Origin of the sequence: Streptomyces sp. 184 (assembly GCF_045781775.1) — a bacterium.
Lineage (GTDB): Bacteria > Actinomycetota > Actinomycetes > Streptomycetales > Streptomycetaceae > Streptomyces.
On sequence record NZ_CP123230.1, the window covers coordinates 5,906,795 to 5,925,772 of the forward strand.

Genomic DNA, 18,978 nt, shown 5'->3' on the forward strand with positions numbered 1-18,978 from the left:
CCATTGACAGGCCCGGCGGCCCTGACTAAGTACCTCGGTTAACTGTTCGGTAACCACCCGTTGGAGGCCCCTGTGCGCGCTCGGCTCATGGTGACGACCACCGTTGCGGCGCTCGCGCTCGGCCTCCTCGCCCCCACCGCGCTCGCCGAGCCGCCCGACCGGACCGAACAGACCGAAGGGGCCGACCGGGCCGAAGGGGCCGGGCAGAGCCCGGCGGGCGGACCGGGCGGCTCGGACCGTACCGGCTGCGACCCCATCGGCCCCGCGGACTGCCTGCTGCCGTTCCCCAACGACTGGTACACCGAGCCCGACCGCCGCACGGACACCGGCCGCCGGGTCGCGTTCGAGCCGTCCGCCATGCCCGCGAACGCCGCGGGCACCCGCATCGACCCCGCCGAGTGGAACCGCAGCGACGGCTTCTCGCCCGGCTCGATGATCCTGGCCCACGTGCCCGGCATCGACCTCGGCGAGACCGGCGCCGCGCCGCTCACCGACATCGGCGCCTCCCTCGACCGCGACGCGCCGATCGTGCTCCTCGACGCCGACACCGGCAAGCGCCACCCGTACTGGGCGGAGCTGGACGCCAACGCCACCGACCCCGCCCGCCAGGCCCTCGTCGTCCGGCCCGCGCGCAACCTCGCGGAGGGCCACCGCTACGTCGTCGCGCTGCGCCGGCTCAAGGACGCCGACGGCCGCGCCATCCCCGCCCCCGCCGCCTTCCGCCGCGTCGACGGCCCGGCGCTGCGCAGGGGCGACCCGCTCTACGAGCGCCAGCGCGACCACCGCCAGGTCGAGCGCGGCCTGGCCCGCGCCGGCGTCTCCTCCCGCGGGCTCTACCTGGCCTGGGACTTCACCGTCGCCAGCGAACGCAGCCTGAGCGAGCGGATGCTGCACATCCGCGACGACGCCTTCGCCGGCCTCGGCAAGGGCGTGCCCGAGCATCTGGTGTACGAGGTGAAGGACCACCCCGCGGATGACCCGGTCGCCCGCACGGTCCGCGGCGTCTACAACGTCCCCAGCTACCTCGACGCCCCCGGCGGCCCGCCCGGCTCCGGCTTCCACCGCGCGGGCGGCGGCAAGGACGCGCTGCCCGCCCGGCTGCCCGGCAACAACCAGGTGGTGCCCTTCCAGTGCGAGATACCGCGCGCCGCCCTCGGCGGCGGGGCCGCCGGGGACGGCGGCGGCGAGGCGGCGCGGCCCGTGCTCTACGGCCACGGGCTCCTCGGCAACGAGACGCAGGTCGGCTCCCGTACGCAGCGCGAGCTGGCGGCCCGCGGCAACTTCGTCATGTGCGCCACGAAGTGGCAGGGCATGTCGGACGAGGACATCCCGTTCGTCGCGAGCACCCTCCAGGACCTCGGCCGCTTCCCCGCGGTCGCCGACCGGCTCCAGCAGGGCGTGCTCAACACCCTGTGGCTCGGCCGCCTCATGCGGCACGCGGACGGGCTCGCGGCCGACGACGCCTTCCGCGGCGCCGGCGGCGCCCCGGCCATCGACGTCCGCGCCCGGCTCGGCTACGTCGGCCACAGCCAGGGCGGGATCATGGGCGGCATGTACACCGCCGTGGCGCAGGACAGCACGCGCTCCGTGCTCGGCGTGCCGGCGATGAACTACAGCACGCTGCTCAACCGCAGCGTCGACTTCGCGCCGTTCCAGCAGGTCCTGGACCGGGCCTACCCGGACAAGCTCCAGCAGCAACTCGGCTTCGCGCTCATGCAGATGCTCTGGGACCGCGGCGAGGCGAACGGCTACGCCCAGCACATGACGGACGACCCGCTGCCGCGCACGCCGCGCCACCAGGTGCTGATGCACGTCGCCTACGGCGACCACCAGGTCTCCCCCACCGCCGCCGAGGTGCAGGCGCGTACGGTCGGCGCCCGGATCCACACGCCGGCGGTGGCCGACGGCCGCAGCCCCGACGAGGAGCCGTACTGGGGGATACGCAAGCTGCGCTACCCGCACGCGGGTTCCGGGGTGCTGGTCTGGGACAGCGGCAGCCCGTACCAGCCGCTGACGAACACGCCGCCCACCGAGGGCCGGGACCCGCACAGCGACCCGCGCGCCGACCCCGCGGCGCAGCGGCAGATGGCCGAGTTCCTGGACTCCGGCAGGATCGTGGACGTCTGCGGCGACGCGCCCTGCACGGCCGGTCCGGCCGGGTGACCGCTGCCGGTGAGCGTGCGTTCACCGTACGATCGGCCCATGACTTCGAGTGAGCAGAACACTCCGCCCGCCCGGAAAGACCCGTGGGAGCTGCCCGACGTCTCGGGCCTCGTCGTCGGTGTGCTGGGCGGCACCGGCGACCAGGGCCGGGGGCTGGCCTACCGGCTCGCACGGGCCGGGCAGCGGGTCGTCATCGGCTCCCGGAAGCCGGAGCGGGCCGAGGCGGCGGCGGCCGAGCTGGGCAACGGCGTGACGGGCGCCGACAACGCGGAGTGCGCGCGGCACAGCGACGTGGTGATCGTCGCGGTGCCGTGGGACGGGCACGAGGCGACGGTGTCGGCGCTGCGCGGGGAGCTGGCCGGGAAGCTCGTCGTGGACTGCGTGAACCCGCTGGGGTTCGACAAGAAGGGCGCGTACCCGATCCGTCCCGCCGAGGGCAGCGCGGCCGAGCAGGCGGCGGCGCTGCTGCCCGACTCGCGGGTCGCGGCGGCGTTCCACCACCTGTCGGCGGTGCTGCTCCAGGACCCGGAGGTGGAGCGGATCGAGACGGACGTGATGGTGCTGGGCGAGTCCCGGGACGACACGGACATCGTGCAGGCGCTGGCCGGGCTGATCCCGGGGATGCGCGGCGTGTACGCGGGCCGGCTGCGCAACGCGCACCAGGTGGAGGCGCTGGTGGCGAACCTGATCTCGGTCAACCGCCGCTACCGGGCGCACGCCGGGGTACGGCTGACGGACGTCTGAGGGACGCCTGCGCGACGCCCGGGGCACGCCTGCCCGGGCGTCTCCCGGGCGTCTGCCGGGTGGCCGGCGGGCGGGCGCCGCGGGCGCGGGGGCGGTGCGGGGCGCGTAGGCCGTGGGGGCACAATGGAGCCGCACGCCGCAGCCCCCGAGGAGCCCGCCCCCATGCCGTCCGAACCCCGCCAGCGCACGCCCTTCCTCGCCGAGCCGAACCGGCTCGCCGTCTTCACCGCCGTCGTGTGCGTCCTGTCGGTGGGCGCGGCGGTGGTGTCCTTCGCGAAGGGCTACTGGATCGGGGCGATCTGGGTGCTGCTGGCCGGGCTCTCGTCGAACATGACGTGGTTCTACGTCCGCCGCTCGCGCGCCGCCCGCCGGGAGGAGCAGGGCCCGGCGGCCGGCTAGCCGGCCGGCAGGCCGTCGTCGCCGTCCCAGAAGCGGTACAGCTCGCGGCCGATGTACGTCTCCGCCTCGCTGATCCCGAGCCCGCGCAGGAGCGCGTCGACGGCGTCGAAGAAGGCGTCGTTGATCTCCGGGACCCACAGCAGCCCGAAGACGGCGAGGAGCCCGAGGCCCGCGTACTGCTCCAACTGCCGCCTCGTCCGCGGCTTCAGCCACGGCTCGATCACGCCGTAGCCGTCGAGGCCGGGCACCGGCAGGAAGTTCAGGATCGCGGCCGTCACCTGGAGCAGCACGAGGAACGCCAGCGCGCACCGGAAGGCCGTCGGCGCCCCGGCCATCCGGTCCAGCCAGAAGGGCGCGGACAGGGCCACGGCCAGCAGCACGTTGGTGAGCGGGCCGGCGGCGGAGATGAGGCTGTGCCTGATCCGGCCGGAGATGCGCCCGCGCTCGATGAAGACCGCACCGCCCGGCAGCCCGATGCCGCCGGCGATGAGGAAGAGCAGCGGCAGGACGATGCTGAGGAGGGCGTGCGTGTACTTCAGCGGGTTGAGGGTCAGGTAGCCCCTGGCCTCCACCGAGATGTCCCCGCTGTGCAGGGCGGTGCGGGCGTGCGCGTACTCGTGCAGGCAGAGCGAGACGACCCAGGCGGCGGTGACGAAGAGGAAGACCGTGAGGCCGGTGCCGGGCCCCCGGTCCTGCCAGAGCGCCCAGCCGGAGGCCGCGAGCACGGCGACGATCGCGACGAAGACCGGGCTGATCCGCCGGTCCCGGCGGGCGAACGCGCGGGCGGGCTGCGGGGTCACCCTGGCAGCGTACCCACGCGGCGGTGGGCCACCCCCGGACCGGCGCCCGCCCGTCCCGCGCCTGTCCCGCGCCCGTCCCGGCCGCGCGGGAGTGCTCAGGCCGGACGGCGGCGGCCCCAGCCGAAGAAGTACCCGGCCGCGCCGAGCGAGACGGCGAAGACGCCGCTGGCGGTGATCGCGGGCCAGGCGTCGTCGCCGCGGACGGCGGGGGCGCCCGGGGAGCCCATCGCGGGCGCGCGGCGGGGGTTCTTGCCGTCGCCGGTGGTGTGCGGCGTGTCTTCCTGTACGGGGAGGGGGGCGGCGGCCCGCGTCGCGGCGGGCGGCTGCACGGTGGGCGGCTGCACGGCCTCGGCGGGGGCGGTGCCGGCGGCCCAGAGCAGCGGCGCGGCGAGGCCGGCGAGCAGCAGGCGGCGGCCGGGGTGTCCGGGGGACATGGGCGGGGTTTCCTCTCCACGGGGCCGGCGGCGCCGGCGGAGGTGTGTTCCCGTCAGCGTCCGCGCGGCCCCCGCCGGTGCCGCGTCGGCACGACGGCGGGCACCCGCATGCAGTTAATAAGATCACCGCATCGGCGCATCGTCAGATCGCCCGGGGTGCCCGCCGCCGCGGTGGGCAGTGGCCCGCCGCGCCCGCGCCGTCAGTGGAAGCTGTGCTCCTCGGCCGGGAACGCGGCGGAGCCGACGTCCTCGGCGAAGGCCCTGGCGGCGTCGCCGAGGTGCTGCCGCAGTTGCGCGTACTGCTTGACGAAGCGCGGCAGCTTCCCGCCGGTCAGCCCCACCATGTCGGTCCAGACGAGCACCTGCGCGTCGGTGTCGGGGCCGGCGCCGATGCCGATGGTCGGGATCTGGAGCGAGCGGGTCACCTCGGCGGCCAGCTCCGCCGGCACCAGCTCCAGCACCACCGCGAACGCGCCCGCCTCCTGGGCGGCCTTCGCGTCGCGCACCAGCCGGTGGGCGTCCTCGTCCGAGCGGCCCTGGACGCGGTAGCCCATGGCGTTGACGGACTGCGGGGTGAGGCCGAGGTGGGACATCACCGGGATGCCGGACTCCACCAGCAGTTCGGTCTGGCGCAGCGACCGCTCGCCGCCCTCCAGCTTCACCGCACCCACGCCGGCGTCCTTGACCAGCCGCGTCGCCGAGCGGAGCGCCTGGACCGGCCCTTCCTGGTACGAGCCGAAGGGCAGGTCGCCGACGACCAGGGCCCGCTTGGTGCCGCGGACGACGGCGGCGGAGAGCATGGTCATCTCGTCCAGCGTCACCGGCACGGTCGTGTCGTAGCCGAGATGGACGTTGCCCATGGAGTCGCCGACCAGCAGCACGGGGATGCCGGCCTCGTCGAAGATGCCGGCGGTGGTCGAGTCGTACGCGGTCAGCATGGGCCACTTCTCGCCGCGCTGCTTGGCGGTGGCGAGGTCCCGGATCGTCACCCGGCGGCCGCGGTTGCCGCCGTCCCCGCCGTACAGCGCCGGGGCGGAGCCGGCCGTGCCGGGCGTCTTCGGGGCATGCGAAACGTGCGTCATCGCAAACGCTCCTTCGTCATCTCGAGGCGCCCTGACGGCGTCCCCGGACCACTTCCATGCTGGCACGCCCGGCGGGCGAACGACACCCCGGCCCGGCCACGTGTGCCGAAGGTCGCACCCGTCGGCGTGTCGGGCCCTTGACCTGCCGTTTGCCTCTTGACCGCGCCATTGCCGGGCCTTTGTGATACGAAACGGCGCCGTATCGGAATGCACGCTAGCGTGGTTTTCATGGACACCGCGCAGCAGACAGCCCCGGCCGTCCACCGCCGCCGCTGGCTCATCCTCGGCGTGCTCGTCTTCAGCCTGCTCGTCGTCGTCCTGGACAACTCGATCCTCAACGTCGCGATGAAGACGATCGCCACCCCCGCCCCCACCGGCCTGGGCGCCAGCCAGAGCGAGCTGGAGTGGGCGATCGACGCGTACACCCTGGCCTTCGCGGGCCTGCTGTTCACCGCGGGCGTCCTGGGCGACCGGCTGGGGCGCAAGCGGGTCCTGCTGGCCGGCATGGTCGTCTTCGGCATCGGCTCCGTGCTCGCCGCGTTCTCAGGCAGTCCGACCGAGCTGATCGCCTTCCGCACCCTGATGGGGTTCGGCGGCGCGTTCGTCCTGCCCGCCACGCTGGCGATCATCGTGAACGTCTTCGAGCGCGACGAGCAGCCCAAGGCCATCGGCATCTGGGCCGGCTCCGTGGGCCTGGCCATCGCCATCGGGCCGATCACCGGCGGGCTGCTGCTGGAGCACTTCTGGTGGGGCTCGGTCTTCCTGGTCAACGTGCCGATCATCATCGTCGCACTGACCGGCATGGTGCTGCTGGTCCCCGACTCCAAGGACCCGGCACCCGGCCGGATCGACCCCACCGGCGTGCTGCTGTCCATCGCCGGTCTGGTGCTGGTCGTCTACGGCGTGGTCCGGGGCGGCCAGCGCGCCGACTTCACCGCGCCGGAGGTGTGGGGCACGATCATCGGCGGCGCGGTCGTCATCGGGCTCTTCGTCGTCTACGAGCGCCGCAGCCGGCACCCGGCGCTGGACATCCGGTGGTTCCGCAACCCGCGGTTCTCGGCCTCTGTCGCCGTCATCGGCCTGGTGTTCTTCGCGCTCATGGGCGTGACGTTCTTCATGGTCTTCTACATCCAGAGCGTGCGCGGCCTGTCGCCGCTGGACTCCGGGCTGCTCCTGCTGCCGCTGGCCATCGCGCAGTTGGTCTTCGCGCCGCGGTCCCGGCTGGTGGTCGACCGGTTCGGCGCCCGCGCGGTGTGCACCGTGGCCATGATCGGCATCGCCGCCGCCTTCGCCGGCTTCCTGCTGCTGGACGAGTCGTCGCCGCTGTGGATCCTGGAGGCGCTGTTCTTCCTCATGGGCACCGCGATGGCACACGTGATGCCGCCGGCCACCACCGCGATCATGCAGTCGCTGCCGCGCGAGAAGGCCGGGGCCGGCTCGTCGGTGAACAACACCTTCCGGCAGGTCGGCGGTGCGCTCGGGGTCGCCGTGCTCGGCTCGCTGCTGTCCGCGGTCTACCGCGGCAAGGTGGACCTGCCCCCGGGGGCGCCGAGCGAGGCGGGCGAGTCCATCGAGGCCACCCGCACCTTCGCGGAGCGCGCCGGGCCGGCCGGGAAGCGGCTGACCGAGCAGGCCGACAGCGCGTTCCTCGACGCGATGCACGTCACGTCGCTGGTGGCCGCCGCCGCGGCGCTGCTGGGCGCGGCGGTGGCCGCGGCGTTCATGCCGGCCAAGGACCGGGGCACGCAGGGGCCGGCGGACAGGGAGAATGAACCCGCGGCGCGGAGGTAGCGACGGGCGAAGGACAGGGCGGGCGGCACGGTGGTTCTCAAGGAGCGGCACGGGGAAGGGCGCGGGGAGCGGCCCCGGGCCCCGTACGGCCGGCGGGCGGCGGACGGCGTACGGGACGGGCAGCCCGCGCCGGAGGCGGCCGGCAGGCCGCCTGGACCGCCCCGGCCGCGGCGCGGCCGGCCGCGCAGCCAGGCCGTCGAACTCGCCATCACCGAGGGCGTGCTGCACCTCGTCGAGGAGGGCGTCCCGCTGGCCGAGCTGTCCATCGAGCGGATCGCCCGCACCGCGGGCGTCGGCAAGGCCACGATCTACCGCCGCTGGCCCGGCAAGGACGAGCTGCTGGTCGACGTGCTCGCCACGCTGGAGGGCCCGCCGCCGCGCCCGCGCGGCGGGTCCGTACGCGACGACCTCGTCGCGCTCGTGGACTTCCTCCGTACGCACGCGCTCGACAAGCGCTCCGCCGCGCTGCTGCACCTCGCGCTCACCGGGGCCGGCACCCACCCCAAGCTGGCCCGCCGCTACCACGAGGCGGTCGCCGGGCCCCGCAGGGCCGCCGTGCGGGAGGTGCTGCGCCGCGGCGTCGAGAGCGGGGAGCTGCGCGCGGATCTCGACCCCGAGCTGCTGACCGACCTGTTCACCGGCCCCGTGCTGGCCCGCGCGGTGCTGCATCCGTGGCAACCGCTGCCCGCCGGGCTGGCCGCAAGGGTCGTCGACGCCGTGCTCGACGGCGTGCGCGCACCTGACCGATGAAATGTCCCGGTTTCGCTACGGTGACCTTCCGGCACGCCCCGTCCGCAACTCGCGGCGCCGTCCCGTTCGTCAGGTAACAGGTAAGAGGTAACGGGGGCAGACCGGCAAGTGCAGTGACGTGAGGAACAGCGCATGACGCACGTGGACATGGCGGAGACCGGGCGCAGCAACGGGACCACGCACGCGGCCGCCCCCGCGCAGTCACGGGCGGTGTACTGGCGCCGCCGGCTCGGCGAGGGGCTGGGCCCGGGCACCTGGCGCCGCGGCCTGGTGCTCGCGGCGCTCGCCCTGCTCGTCGGCTTCGTGATGATGGGCCACGCGGCGATCCCCAACCGGGTCGGCAACCTGGGCAGCCTGGTCGAGACGTTCCTGCCGTGGTTCGGGCTGGCCGTCCCGGTGCTGCTGGTGTGCGCGCTGTGGCGGCGGTCGCTGACCGCGGTGTGCGCGCTGGTGCTGCCGGTGTTCGTCTGGTTCAACCTCTTCGGCGGGCTGATCACCGACAAGTCCGCGGGCGGCGGGGACCTCACGGTCGTCAGCCACAACGTGGCCGAGGAGAACACCGACGCCGCGGGCACCGCCCGCAGGCTGGTGGAGTCGGGCGCCGACGTGCTCGCCCTCCAGGAGGTCACCGAGGACAACAGGGCGGCGTACGAGGACGGGCTCGCGCAGGCGTATCCGCACCACGAGGTGGCGGGCACGGTCGGGGTGTGGAGCAAGTACCCGCTGTCGGACACCCGGCCCGTGGACATCCACATGGGCTGGACCCGCGCGCTGCGCACCACCGTCGCCACCGACCGCGGCCCGCTCGCGCTCTACACCGCCCATCTGCCGTCCGTGCGGGTGAAGCTCGACGCCGGCTTCACGGCCAACCAGCGCGACGCGAGCGCCGACGCGCTCGGCGAGGCCATCAAGGCCGAGTCCGTCGAGCGGGTGCTGCTGCTCGGCGACCTCAACGGCACGATGAACGACCGGGCGCTGGCGAACGTCACCTCGCAGTTGCGCTCCGCGCAGGGCGCGGCGGGCAGCGGCTTCGGCTTCAGTTGGCCGGCCGACTTCCCGATGGCGCGGATCGACCAGATCCTGCTGCGCGGCGTGGAGCCGGTCAGCTCCGACGTGCTGGGCGAGACGGGCAGCGACCACCGGCCGGTACGGGCCTCGGTCGACCTGTGACGCCCGCGCCGTGGAGCCCCCGCCGTGACGCCCGCGCCGTGACGCCCGTGCCCGGGGGACCCGCGGACCCGTCGGCTACGCCTTCTCCCGCCAGCGGTTGGTGATCGGCAGCCGGCGGTCCTTGCCGAAGCCCTTCGGGGAGATCTTCGTGCCCGGCGGGTACTGGCGGCGCTTGTACTCCGCCGTGTCGACCATCCGCAGCACCCGCGCCACCAGCTCCGGTTCGTACCCCCGCGCGACGATCTCCGCGCTGCCGCGGTCGCGGTCGACGTACAGCTCCAGGATCGCGTCGAGCACGTCGTACTCGGGCAGCGAGTCGGTGTCGACCTGGTCGGGGCGCAGCTCGGCGCTGGGCGGCTTGGAGATGGAGTTCTCCGGGATCGGCGGGGTCTCGCCGCGCTCGGCGGCGACCGCGTTGCGCCACTTGGCCAGCCGGAAGACGGCCGACTTGTAGACGTCCTTGATCGGGCCGTACGCGCCGACCGAGTCGCCGTAGAGCGTCGAGTAGCCCACGGCCAGCTCGCTCTTGTTGCCGGGGGCCAGGACGAGCGGGCCCTCCTCGTTGGAGACGGCCATCAGCAGCGTGCCGCGCAGCCGGGACTGGAGGTTCTCCTCGGCCAGGCCGGTCAGCGCCAGGGACTCCATGTAGGCGTCGAACATCGGGCCGATGGGGACGGTGCGCAGGTGCAGCCCGGTGCGGCGGGCGAGTTCGGCGGCGTCGTCGCGGGAGTGCTGCGAGGAGTAGCGCGACGGCATGGAGATGCCGTACACGTGCTCCGCGCCGAGCGCGTCGCAGGCGACGGCGGCGACGAAGGCGGAGTCGATGCCGCCGGACAGGCCCACGAGGACGGAGCCGAAGCCGTTCTTCGTGACGTACGCGCGCAGCCCGGTGACCAGCGCGGTGTACATCTCCTCCTCGTCGGAGAGGCTTTCCGCGACGGTCCCGGGGTAGCGGCGCGGGTAGGGCTCGACGGGGTCCGCGGAGAGCGTCACGTGCTCGATGCGCAGCCCGTCGTCGGCGCTGCCGGACGGTGGCTGCTCGGCGGCGGCGGGCAGGTCCAGGTCGACCAGCAGGCACTCCTCGGTGAACTGGGCGGCGCGGGCGACGACCTCGCCGCGCTCGTCGACGACGATCGAGTCGCCGTCGTAGACCAGTTCGTCCTGGCCGCCGGTCATCGCGACGTACGCCGTCGTGCAGCCCGCCTCCTGGGCGCGCTTGCGGACCAGCTCCAGGCGGGTGTCGTCCTTCTTCATCTCGTACGGCGAGGCGTTGACGGTGACGAGGAGGCCGGCGCCGGCGATCCGCGCGGACGGCACCCGGCCGCCCTCCTGCCACAGGTCCTCGCAGATGGCCAGGGCGATGTCGACGCCGGCGACGCGGACGACGGGCATGCTGTCGCCGGGCACGAAGTAGCGGAACTCGTCGAAGACGCCGTAGTTGGGCAGGTGGTGCTTGGCGAAGGCGAGGACCACCTCGCCGCGGTGCAGCACGGCCGCGGCGTCCTGGGGGGAGCCGGCGGGCAGCCCGTAGCGGTGGCGCTCGGCGCTGCGGTCGAGGTAGCCGACGAGCACGGGCGTCCCGCCCAGGCCCTCGTCGGCCAGCCGGGCGGCGAGCGCGCGCAGCGCGGCGCGGGACGCCTCGACGAAGGACGAGCGCAGGGCCAGGTCCTCGACGGGATAGCCGGTGAGCACCATCTCGGGGAAGGCCACGAAGTGGGCGCCGCGGTCGGCCGCGTGCCGGGTCCGGCGGACGACGGCGTCGGCGTTGCCGGCGAGGTCGCCGACGGTGGCGTCGATCTGATTCAGCGCGAGTCGAAGTTGAGGCACACGGCCATTTTATCGTCTCTCTGACGCGATGTCGTGTGCGGACGGGGCGGGCTGCGTCACAGCCGCCGGGGCCGAGGTGTCACAGAAAGTTCGCACAGATTTGTGACCCGGCCCAGTTCACCCGTCAGTGCCGTGTGGGCATCGTGACGCGGGCACCCCTTCGCCCGTTACGCAGCCACCGACACCGCATCGGGAGGACCCCCCATGGAGCGCCGCTCGTTTCTCCGCGCAGTGACCGCAGGCACCGGCGCCGTCGCCGTCACCGGCGGACTCTGGCACGCCGCCGCGACCCCGGCCGCGGCGGCCGCGGCGGACAGCCCGTACGGACCGCTGCTGGCCCCGGACGCCAACGGGCTGGCGCTGCCGCAGGGCTTCACGGGCCGCGTCGTCGCCCGCTCCACCCGCCCGGTCGGCGGCATCATCTGGCACGGCGCGCCGGACGGCGGCGCGTGCTTCGCCGACGGCGACGGCTGGATCTACGTCTCCAACTCCGAACTCCCGCTGATCGGCGGCGCCTCCGCGCTCCGCTTCGGCGCGGACGGCTCGGTGACGGCGGCCCGCCGCATCCTGGACGGCACGAACATCAACTGCGCGGGCGGGGCGACCCCGTGGCAGACGTGGCTGTCGTGCGAGGAGACGTACCGCGGCAAGGTCTACGAGACCGACCCCTACGGCAACCGCTCGGCGTCCTCGTACTCCGCGATGGGCCGCTTCAAGCACGAGGCGGCGGCGTGCGACACGGACCGCCGGGTCGTGTACCTCACCGAGGACGAGGACGACGGCTGCTTCTACCGCTTCACGCCCACGGCGTGGGGCGCGTGGGGCGCGCTGTCGCAGGGCCGCCTGGACGTGCTGTGCGACGCCGGCGGCGGGGCGGTGGAGTGGCGGGAGGTGCCGGACCCGGACGCGCCGTGGCCGTGGGAGCAGACGCGGGCGCAGGTCGACGGGGCGCTGCACTTCGACGGCGGCGAGGGCTGCTACTACTCGCCGCAGGCGGGGGTCTGCTACTTCACGACGAAGGGCGACAACCGGGTGTGGGCGTACGACGCGGGCGCAAACGCGCTGGCCGTGGTCTACGACGCGGACGCGCCGCTGGGCACCGTCGACAACATCACGGGCCGGGCCGGCGGCGACCTGTACGTCGCCGAGGACGGCGGCAACATGGAGATCAACATCATCACGCCCGCGGGCACGGTGGCCCCGGTGGTCCGGATCGACGGCCACCCGGAGTCGGAGATCACGGGCCCGGCGTTCTCGCCGGACGGCACCCGGCTGTACTTCTCGTCGCAGCGCGGCGAGAGCGGCTTCGAGGCGGGCACGGACGGCGTGACCTACGAGGTCCACGGCCCGTTCCGGGCGTAGTCCCGGCAACCGCCCCCCGAAACGGTGACATCCCGCCCCTTTCCCTGCGCCCGGCGCCCGCCCTCCGGCAGCATCCGGGCGCATGGATGCCGTGCGCGTTGCGCTGCTGCGGGAAGTGCTGGCCGGGACCGAGTGGCCCGGGGCGGCGCGGCGGTTCGCGGGGGCGCTGCGGGGGGCGGTCGAGGCGCAGGGCGGGGGGCTGCTGCTCGTGGGGACCGAGGCGTACGAACCGTGGCACCTCGCCGCCCACCTGGACGACGAGGCCGCCTGGTCGGGGCTGCCCGCGCTCTCCCCCACCCTCGTACGCCACCGCGTGCCGCCCGCGGGACCCGCCCACCTCGGCGTCGGGCTCGGCCGGCTGGAGGCCGCCGGGCGGGGTGAGACCCTGCTCGTCGTCGCCCCGGACGAGCCCGGCGAGGCGCTGCTGGAGCGCGTCGGCGACGCGCGCCGCGCCGGGGCCGCGGTGCTGGCGCTGGACGGCGGCTCCGCGGAGCTGCCGGGGCTGGCGCACGAGCTGCTGACCGTGCCGGGCGACAGCGGGGACATCGACCTGGAGACCGTCCAGCATCTGGTGAGCGCCGCCGCCGGCGAGACCGGCGCGCCCGCCACCGCCGCCGCCCGCTCCGGTTTCCGGGACCGCCTCGCCCGGCTCGCCGAGGTGCTCTCGTCCCCGCCGCCGCCCCGCTGGTAGCCCCGGGCGGCGGGCCGGCCGCCGCCCGGGCCCGTCAAGGATTCGCGTCGGCGTAAATCCGTTGCGGCGCACCGCGCGCCCCCCGGACCATGGCCCCTCGTGGCCGACGAAAGCTCCTACCGCGATCTCCTCCCCGACCTCGCCCCCTGGCACGCCTCGCGCGACTTCCGCCTCATGTGGGTCGCCGGGCTCATCACGGCGTTCGGCAGCTTCCTGACGTTCGTCGCGCTGCCGGTGCAGGTGAAGGAGCTGACCGGCTCGGCGCTGGCGGTCGGCGCGATCGGCACCGTGGAGCTGGTGCCGCTGATCGTCTTCGGCCTGTACGGCGGCGCGCTCGCCGACGCCATGGACAAGCGGAAGCTGATCCTCTGGAGCGAGGCGGGGCTCGGCCTGGCCTCCGCCGTCCTGCTGGTCAACAGCCTGCTGCCCGACCCGATGCTGTGGCCGCTGTACGTCGTCGCCGCGCTGACCAGCGCGCTGACGGGCATCCAGCGCCCGGCGCTGGACTCGATCGTCCCACGCATCGTGCCGCACGAGCACCTGCCCGCCGCCGCCTCGCTCAACGCCCTGCGCTGGCAGATCGGCGGCATCGCGGGGCCGGCGCTCGCCGGGTTCATCGTGGCGTACGCCGGGCTGCCCTGGGCGTACGCGCTGGACGCCGGGACGTTCGCCGTCTCCGTCGGGCTGGCGCTGATGCTCGCGCCCTCCCCCGCCGCGCGCGAGGCGGTGGCGCCGAGCCTGCGCGCCATCGCGGAGGGCGCGCGCTACGCCTGGAACCGCAAGGAGCTGCTGGGCACGTACGCCATCGACCTGGCGGCGATGTTCTTCGCCTTCCCGCTCGCGCTCTTCCCGTTCCTCGCCGACGACCTGGGCGCGCCGTGGGCGCTGGGGCTGATGTACGCGGCGCTGCCCGCGGGTTCGCTGCTGGTGAGCCTGACCAGCGGGTGGACCCGGCGGGTGCACCGGCACGGCCGCGCGGTGATGCTGTCGGCGGCCGGGTGGGGGCTGGCGATCACGGCGGCGGGGGTGATGCCGAGCGCGTGGGCGGTGCTGGTGCTGCTCACGGTGGCGGGCGCGTTCGACATGGTCAGCGGGGTGTTCCGGGCGGCGATGTGGAACCAGACCATCCCCGACGAGCTACGCGGCCGGCTCGCCGGCATCGAACTGCTGTCGTACTCGGTGGGCCCGGTGGCCGGGCAGTTCCGCTCCGGCGGGGTGGCGGCGCTGACGAGCGTGCGGGCGTCGATCTGGTCGGGCGGGGTGATGTGCGCCGGGGCGGTGGTGCTGCTGGCGGCGTGCCTGCCGAAGCTGATGACGTACGACGCGCGCACGAACGAGCACGCGGTACGGGAACGGGAGCGCCGCGCCGCGGCGGCGGCCGGGAAGGCGGAGACCGGCGGACCGGACGGTGCACCGGCCCCGGAGCCGGCGGCCTGACGGCGCGGGCCGCGCCGCCGGGCGGCCGGTCCACGGGGCGGCGGGGCGGCGGGACTGCGAGCGGCGGGGGTGGGGGACCACCCGGCCGGGCCCGCCCCGCCCTGCCTCGCCTCGCCCGCCTCGCCTCGGTCTGGTCGTCGCCGCCCGGCCGTCGCCGCCCGGCCATCGCCCCGCGGCCCCCGTACCGCGTCACGACCTCAGCGGGCCGGTCCGTCCTTCCCCTCGTCGTTCCACCGTCCGTCCTCGTCCCACTTCTCGTTCCTGGCCTCGGCCGTCTCGATCGCCCGCGCCGCCTCCTCCGGCGTCGCGTACGGCCCGAGGCGGTTGGCGGCCTTGCACTGCGGCCCCTCCTCGACCCGCCCGTGCTCCAGGCAGTAGTACCATTCGCCGGGTTTGCCCGCCGTCTTCTTCTTGAACAGGGCCATATCGCTCCTCACCTGCGCCGTGCGTGCGCGGTCTGCCGCCGCCCATCGTGCCCGATCCCCCGCCGTTAGACTCGGACCATGTCTGGCCAGTCGTCGCTGCTCGCGCCCGGGACCCTCTCCCCGCCGCGTGCCGTTCCCGCCGCCATCGCCCGTCCCGAGTACGTCGGGAAGAAGGCCCCAACGCCCTACACCGGACCCGAGGTCCAGGACGCGGAGACCGTCGAGCGGATGCGTACCGCCGGCCGGATCGCCGCCCGGGCGATGGCCGCCGCGGCGGAGCACATCGCGCCCGGGGTGACGACGGACGAGCTGGACCGGGTGGCGCACGAGTACCTGTGCGACCACGGCGCGTACCCCTCCACCCTCGGCTACCGCGGCTTCCCCAAGTCGCTGTGCACCTCGGTCAACGAGGTGATCTGCCACGGGATCCCGGACTCCACGGTGCTGCGCGACGGCGACATCGTGAACCTCGACGTCACCGCCTTCGTCGGCGGCGTGCACGGCGACAACAACGCCACGTACCTCGTCGGCGAGGTCGACGAGACCTCCCGGCTGCTGGTGGAGCGCACCCGCGAGGCGCTGAACCGGGCGATCAAGGCGGTCCGCCCGGGCCGGCAGGTCAACGTCATCGGCCGGGTCATCGAGTCGTACGCCAAGCGCTTCGACTACGGCGTCGTCCGCGACTTCACCGGCCACGGCGTCAACACCGCCTTCCACTCCGGCCTGATCATCCCGCACTACGACGACCCGCGCGCCACCACCGTGATGCGGCCCGGGATGACGTTCACGATCGAGCCGATGCTGACCCTCGGGACGTACGAGCACGACATGTGGGACGACGGCTGGACGGTGGTGACCAAGGACCGCAAGCGCACGGCGCAGTTCGAGCACACGCTCGTGGTGACGGAGTCGGGCGCGGAGGTGCTGACCCTGCCGTGAGCGCCGGGCAGGCGGCCCGGGGTGATACCGACACGGCGTCGGGAACCTATTGACTTAGGTAAGCCTAACCAAAGAGAATCGTCACGCCCACTGCCACTGCCGTGCGACGGAGGCTTGCCTTGGACGCGACGCCGTTCTCCACCCAGCTCCGCACCGAATCCCACGACCAGCACCACGAGGCCAACCACTCGACGTTCATGAGCGACATGCTGGGCGGCGCGCTCGGCATAGCGGCCTACCGGCGTTACACCGAGCAGCTCTGGTTCGTCTACCGCGCCCTGGAGGACGGCTGGGACGCGCTCGCCGGCGACCCGGTCGCCGGCCCCTTCGTCCGGCCCGAGCTGGCCCGCGTCCCCGAGCTGGAGCGCGACCTCGACTTCCTGCACGGCGGCACCGGCTGGCGCGCCACGGCTGCGGCCCTGCCGGCGACGGCGGCGTACGCTGCCCGTATCGCGCAGTGCGCACGCGACTGGCCCGCGGGGTACGTCGCGCACCACTACACCCGCTACCTCGGCGACCTCTCCGGCGGCCAGGTCGTCCGCGGCACCGCCGAGAAGACCTGGGGCTTCGAGCGCAAGGGCGACGGCGTCCGCTTCTACGTCTTCGAGCGGGTGGGCAACCCGGCCGCGTACAAGCGCGGTTACCGGCGGATGCTGGACGAACTGCCCGTCGACGACCTGGAGAGGAAGCGGATCGTGGAGGAGTGCCACCGGGCCTTCGCGTTCAACGTGGCGGTCTTCCAGGAGCTGGAGGGCTCGGACCCGCTGAGCGCCTGAAAAAGCCTTGCCTTCGAGCGCGGTCGAGGGTGCATGCTCGTCGCCATGCAGACGCGCACTCTGGGACGTACGGGCATCGAGGTCAGCGCTCTCGGCTTCGGCTGCTGGGCGATCGGCGGCGAGTGGTGGGACGCCGACGGCAACCCGCTGGGCTGGGGCAGGGTCGACGACGAGGAGTCGGTACGGGCCGTGCACCGCGCGCTCGACGGCGGCGTCACCTTCTTCGACACCGCCGACGTCTACGGCACCGGCCACAGCGAGAGGGTCCTCGGCCGCGCGCTCGCGGGCCGGCGGGACGACGTGGTCATCGCCACCAAGTGGGGCAACACCTTCGACGCCGGCCGCCGGACGCTGCTCCCCCGCGACCTGACCCCCGGCTACGCCCGCCGGGCGCTGACCGACTCGCTCGGCCGCCTGGGCACCGACCGCGTCGACCTCTACCAACTGCACATCTCCGACGCCGACTCCGAGGCGGCGGCGCACCTGCGCGAGGCGTGCGAGGACTTCGTGCGCGAGGGCCTGATCCGCGCGTACGCCTGGAGCACCGACGACCCCGGGCGCGCCGCCGTGTTCGCCGAGGGCCCGCACTGCGCGGCGGTGCAGCACCGGCTCAACGTGCTGGAGGACGCCCCGGAGATGCTGGCGCTGTGCGCGGAGCGGAACCTCGCCAGCGTCAACCGCAGCCCGCTGGCCATGGGGCTGCTCTCCGGTGCGTACGACGCGGGCTCGCGGGTCGGCGCCGGCGACATCCGGGCGACGCCGCCGGCATGGCTCGCGTACTTCGGTGCGGACGGGCGGGTGGCGCCGGGGTGGCTGCCGCGGATCGAGGCGATCCGCGACATCCTCACCTCCGGCGGGCGCACCCTCGCGCAGGGCGCGCTGGCGTGGATCTGGGCGCGCAGCCCGCACACGGTCCCGATCCCGGGCTTCCGTACCGTGGCGCAGGCGGCCCAGAACGCGGGGGCGCTGGACGCGGGCCCGCTGACCGCGGAGCAACTGGCGGAGATCGACGGGCTGCTGGCGTAGCGCCCGCGCGGAAGGCGGGCGGCGGGCCGCGGGTCGCAGGTGCCCGCGGCGGCGCGTCAGTCCTGCGGGCGCCCGCCCGGCCCGAGCGCCGTCGACTCCCGCGGCGCCAGGTCGTACCCCGCCAGCAGCGTCGTCGGCGGCGCCTCCGCCTGGCCCTCTATCCGCGCCAGCAGCGCCTTGACCGCCAGCCGGGCCAGCTCCTGCTTGTCCGGCGCGACGCTGGTCAGCGACGGCACCATGTACCGCGCCTCCTGGATGTCGTCGAAGCCGACCACCGCCAGGTCGTCCGGGATCGCCAGGCCCTCGTCGTGCGCGACGCGCATCGCGCCCGACGCCAGCATGTCGGTGAAGCAGAACACCGCGTCCGGCGGCTGCGGCAGCGCCCGCAGCTCCCGCATCGCCGCCGCCCCGCCCGCGCGGGTGTACGCGCCCACGGCGGGCGCCAGCGCCGGGTCGTACGCGAGGCCGGCCTCGGCCAGCGCCTCGCGGTGGCCCTGCATGCGCTGCTGGGCGGTGGCGGTCGTGCGCTCGCCGTGCTGCCAGCCGACGACGCCGATGCGGCGGCGGCCGAGGCCGATGAGGTGCCGGGTGGCGTCGCGGGCGGCGGCGACGTTGTCGATGAGCACGTGGTCGGCGGGGACCTCGTAGTCGCGCTCGCCCAGCAGCACGAGCGGGACGCGGCGTTCGCGGGCGGCCAGCGCCGCCTGGTCCAGGCCGAGGGGGCTGAGGAGGACGCCGTCGATGAGCGGGTCGCTGAGGCCGCAGGCGATGCGCAGTTCCTCGGCCGGGTCGCCGTCGGTGACCTCGATGAGGACGGTCTGCCCGCTCTCCTTGGCGGCGGCGATGACGCAGGTGGCCAGCTCGGCGAAGTAGGGCGCGACGAGTTCGGGGACGGCCAGCGCGATGACGCCGCTGCGGCCGGTGCGCAGGTGGCGGGCGGAGGCGTGCGGGCGGTAGCCGAGTTCGTCGATGGCGGCGAGGACGCGTTCGCGGGTCGGCCCGGCGACGCGGGCGGCGCCGCGGACCACGTTCGAGACGGTCTTGATCGAGACACCGGCGCGCTCTGCGACGTCCTTGAGGCGGGCCCCGGACACGGCTTCCTCCCGATTCCTCCGCGGTTCTGGTGCGCACACCCTACGCCTTCCTGCGCAGGCTGTTGACG

General features: G+C 74.4%; 18 protein-coding genes. 12 read left to right on the top strand and 6 right to left on the bottom strand.

Going from position 1 to position 18,978, the window contains the following annotated elements; genetic code table 11:
* The first annotated feature begins 72 nt into the window (after positions 1-72).
* The 3 genes from QBL21_RS25060 to QBL21_RS25070 all read left to right on the top strand — a co-directional run bounded on the left by QBL21_RS25060 (position 73) and on the right by QBL21_RS25070 (position 3,306).
* Complete coding sequence (locus tag QBL21_RS25060; protein ID WP_407564475.1) at positions 73-2,163, top strand: hypothetical protein; 2,091 nt, start codon at positions 73-75, stop codon at positions 2,161-2,163.
* Between the two features lie 39 nt (positions 2,164-2,202).
* Positions 2,203-2,907, top strand: coding sequence for an NADPH-dependent F420 reductase (gene npdG / locus QBL21_RS25065; RefSeq protein ID WP_407564476.1), 705 nt, complete (start codon positions 2,203-2,205; stop codon positions 2,905-2,907).
* A gap of 162 nt (positions 2,908-3,069) precedes the next feature.
* Entirely contained in the window at positions 3,070-3,306 is a 237-nt protein-coding gene (locus QBL21_RS25070) for a hypothetical protein (protein ID WP_407564477.1), read from the top strand.
* On the opposite strand, the gene QBL21_RS25075 is transcribed toward QBL21_RS25070, so the two are convergent.
* The 3 genes from QBL21_RS25075 to panB form a co-directional block, all read right to left on the bottom strand.
* On the bottom strand, positions 3,303-4,106 hold the full coding sequence (locus QBL21_RS25075; protein ID WP_407564478.1) for a site-2 protease family protein: 804 nt from the start codon (positions 4,104-4,106) through the stop codon (positions 3,303-3,305). The genes QBL21_RS25070 and QBL21_RS25075 overlap by 4 nt on opposite strands.
* Before the next feature lie 95 nt (positions 4,107-4,201).
* On the bottom strand, positions 4,202-4,540 hold the full coding sequence (locus QBL21_RS25080) for a hypothetical protein (protein ID WP_407564479.1): 339 nt from the start codon (positions 4,538-4,540) through the stop codon (positions 4,202-4,204).
* Positions 4,541-4,740: 200 nt separating this feature from the next.
* Positions 4,741-5,622 carry a 3-methyl-2-oxobutanoate hydroxymethyltransferase gene (panB, locus tag QBL21_RS25085; protein ID WP_407564480.1) on the bottom strand — a complete coding sequence of 294 codons (882 nt, stop codon included), beginning with the start codon at positions 5,620-5,622 and terminating at the stop codon, positions 4,741-4,743.
* 228 nt (positions 5,623-5,850) lie between these two features.
* Here panB and QBL21_RS25090 point away from each other — a divergent pair, with 228 nt between their 5' ends.
* The 3 genes from QBL21_RS25090 to QBL21_RS25100 all read left to right on the top strand — a co-directional run bounded on the left by QBL21_RS25090 (position 5,851) and on the right by QBL21_RS25100 (position 9,333).
* Entirely contained in the window at positions 5,851-7,413 is a 1,563-nt protein-coding gene (locus QBL21_RS25090) for an MFS transporter (protein ID WP_407564481.1), read from the top strand.
* 30 nt (positions 7,414-7,443) lie between these two features.
* On the top strand, positions 7,444-8,163 hold the full coding sequence (locus QBL21_RS25095; RefSeq protein WP_407564482.1) for a TetR/AcrR family transcriptional regulator: 720 nt from the start codon (positions 7,444-7,446) through the stop codon (positions 8,161-8,163).
* Between the two features lie 132 nt (positions 8,164-8,295).
* Positions 8,296-9,333 carry an endonuclease/exonuclease/phosphatase family protein gene (locus QBL21_RS25100; RefSeq protein ID WP_407564483.1) on the top strand — a complete coding sequence of 346 codons (1,038 nt, stop codon included), beginning with the start codon at positions 8,296-8,298 and terminating at the stop codon, positions 9,331-9,333.
* A gap of 75 nt (positions 9,334-9,408) precedes the next feature.
* Here QBL21_RS25100 and QBL21_RS25105 read toward each other — a convergent pair whose 3' ends face one another.
* A complete protein-coding gene (locus QBL21_RS25105) occupies positions 9,409-11,160 on the bottom strand; it encodes an NAD+ synthase (protein WP_407564484.1) in 1,752 nt (583 codons plus the stop codon).
* Between the two features lie 204 nt (positions 11,161-11,364).
* Here QBL21_RS25105 and QBL21_RS25110 point away from each other — a divergent pair, with 204 nt between their 5' ends.
* From QBL21_RS25110 to QBL21_RS25120, 3 genes are all read left to right on the top strand, one after another.
* A complete protein-coding gene (locus QBL21_RS25110) occupies positions 11,365-12,522 on the top strand; it encodes an alkaline phosphatase PhoX (protein ID WP_407564485.1) in 1,158 nt (385 codons plus the stop codon).
* Between the two features lie 82 nt (positions 12,523-12,604).
* Positions 12,605-13,213, top strand: coding sequence for a hypothetical protein (locus tag QBL21_RS25115; RefSeq protein ID WP_407564486.1), 609 nt, complete (start codon positions 12,605-12,607; stop codon positions 13,211-13,213).
* 99 nt (positions 13,214-13,312) lie between these two features.
* On the top strand, positions 13,313-14,650 hold the full coding sequence (locus QBL21_RS25120; protein ID WP_407564487.1) for an MFS transporter: 1,338 nt from the start codon (positions 13,313-13,315) through the stop codon (positions 14,648-14,650).
* 197 nt (positions 14,651-14,847) lie between these two features.
* On the opposite strand, the gene QBL21_RS25125 is transcribed toward QBL21_RS25120, so the two are convergent.
* A complete protein-coding gene (locus QBL21_RS25125) occupies positions 14,848-15,075 on the bottom strand; it encodes a hypothetical protein (protein ID WP_407564488.1) in 228 nt (75 codons plus the stop codon).
* 78 nt (positions 15,076-15,153) lie between these two features.
* Here QBL21_RS25125 and map point away from each other — a divergent pair, with 78 nt between their 5' ends.
* From map to QBL21_RS25140, 3 genes are all read left to right on the top strand, one after another.
* The gene (map, locus tag QBL21_RS25130; RefSeq protein WP_407564489.1) at positions 15,154-16,014 is read left to right on the top strand and encodes a type I methionyl aminopeptidase; all 861 of its coding nucleotides are present in this window, start codon (positions 15,154-15,156) and stop codon (positions 16,012-16,014) included.
* 119 nt (positions 16,015-16,133) lie between these two features.
* Entirely contained in the window at positions 16,134-16,790 is a 657-nt protein-coding gene (locus QBL21_RS25135; protein ID WP_407564490.1) for a heme oxygenase (biliverdin-producing), read from the top strand.
* A 33-nt stretch (positions 16,791-16,823) separates the two neighbouring features.
* Positions 16,824-17,816, top strand: a complete 993-nt coding sequence (locus QBL21_RS25140) for an aldo/keto reductase (RefSeq protein ID WP_407564491.1) — start codon at positions 16,824-16,826, stop codon at positions 17,814-17,816.
* A 56-nt stretch (positions 17,817-17,872) separates the two neighbouring features.
* On the opposite strand, the gene QBL21_RS25145 is transcribed toward QBL21_RS25140, so the two are convergent.
* A complete protein-coding gene (locus tag QBL21_RS25145; RefSeq protein ID WP_407564492.1) occupies positions 17,873-18,910 on the bottom strand; it encodes a LacI family DNA-binding transcriptional regulator in 1,038 nt (345 codons plus the stop codon).
* Positions 18,911-18,978: the final 68 nt, after the last annotated feature.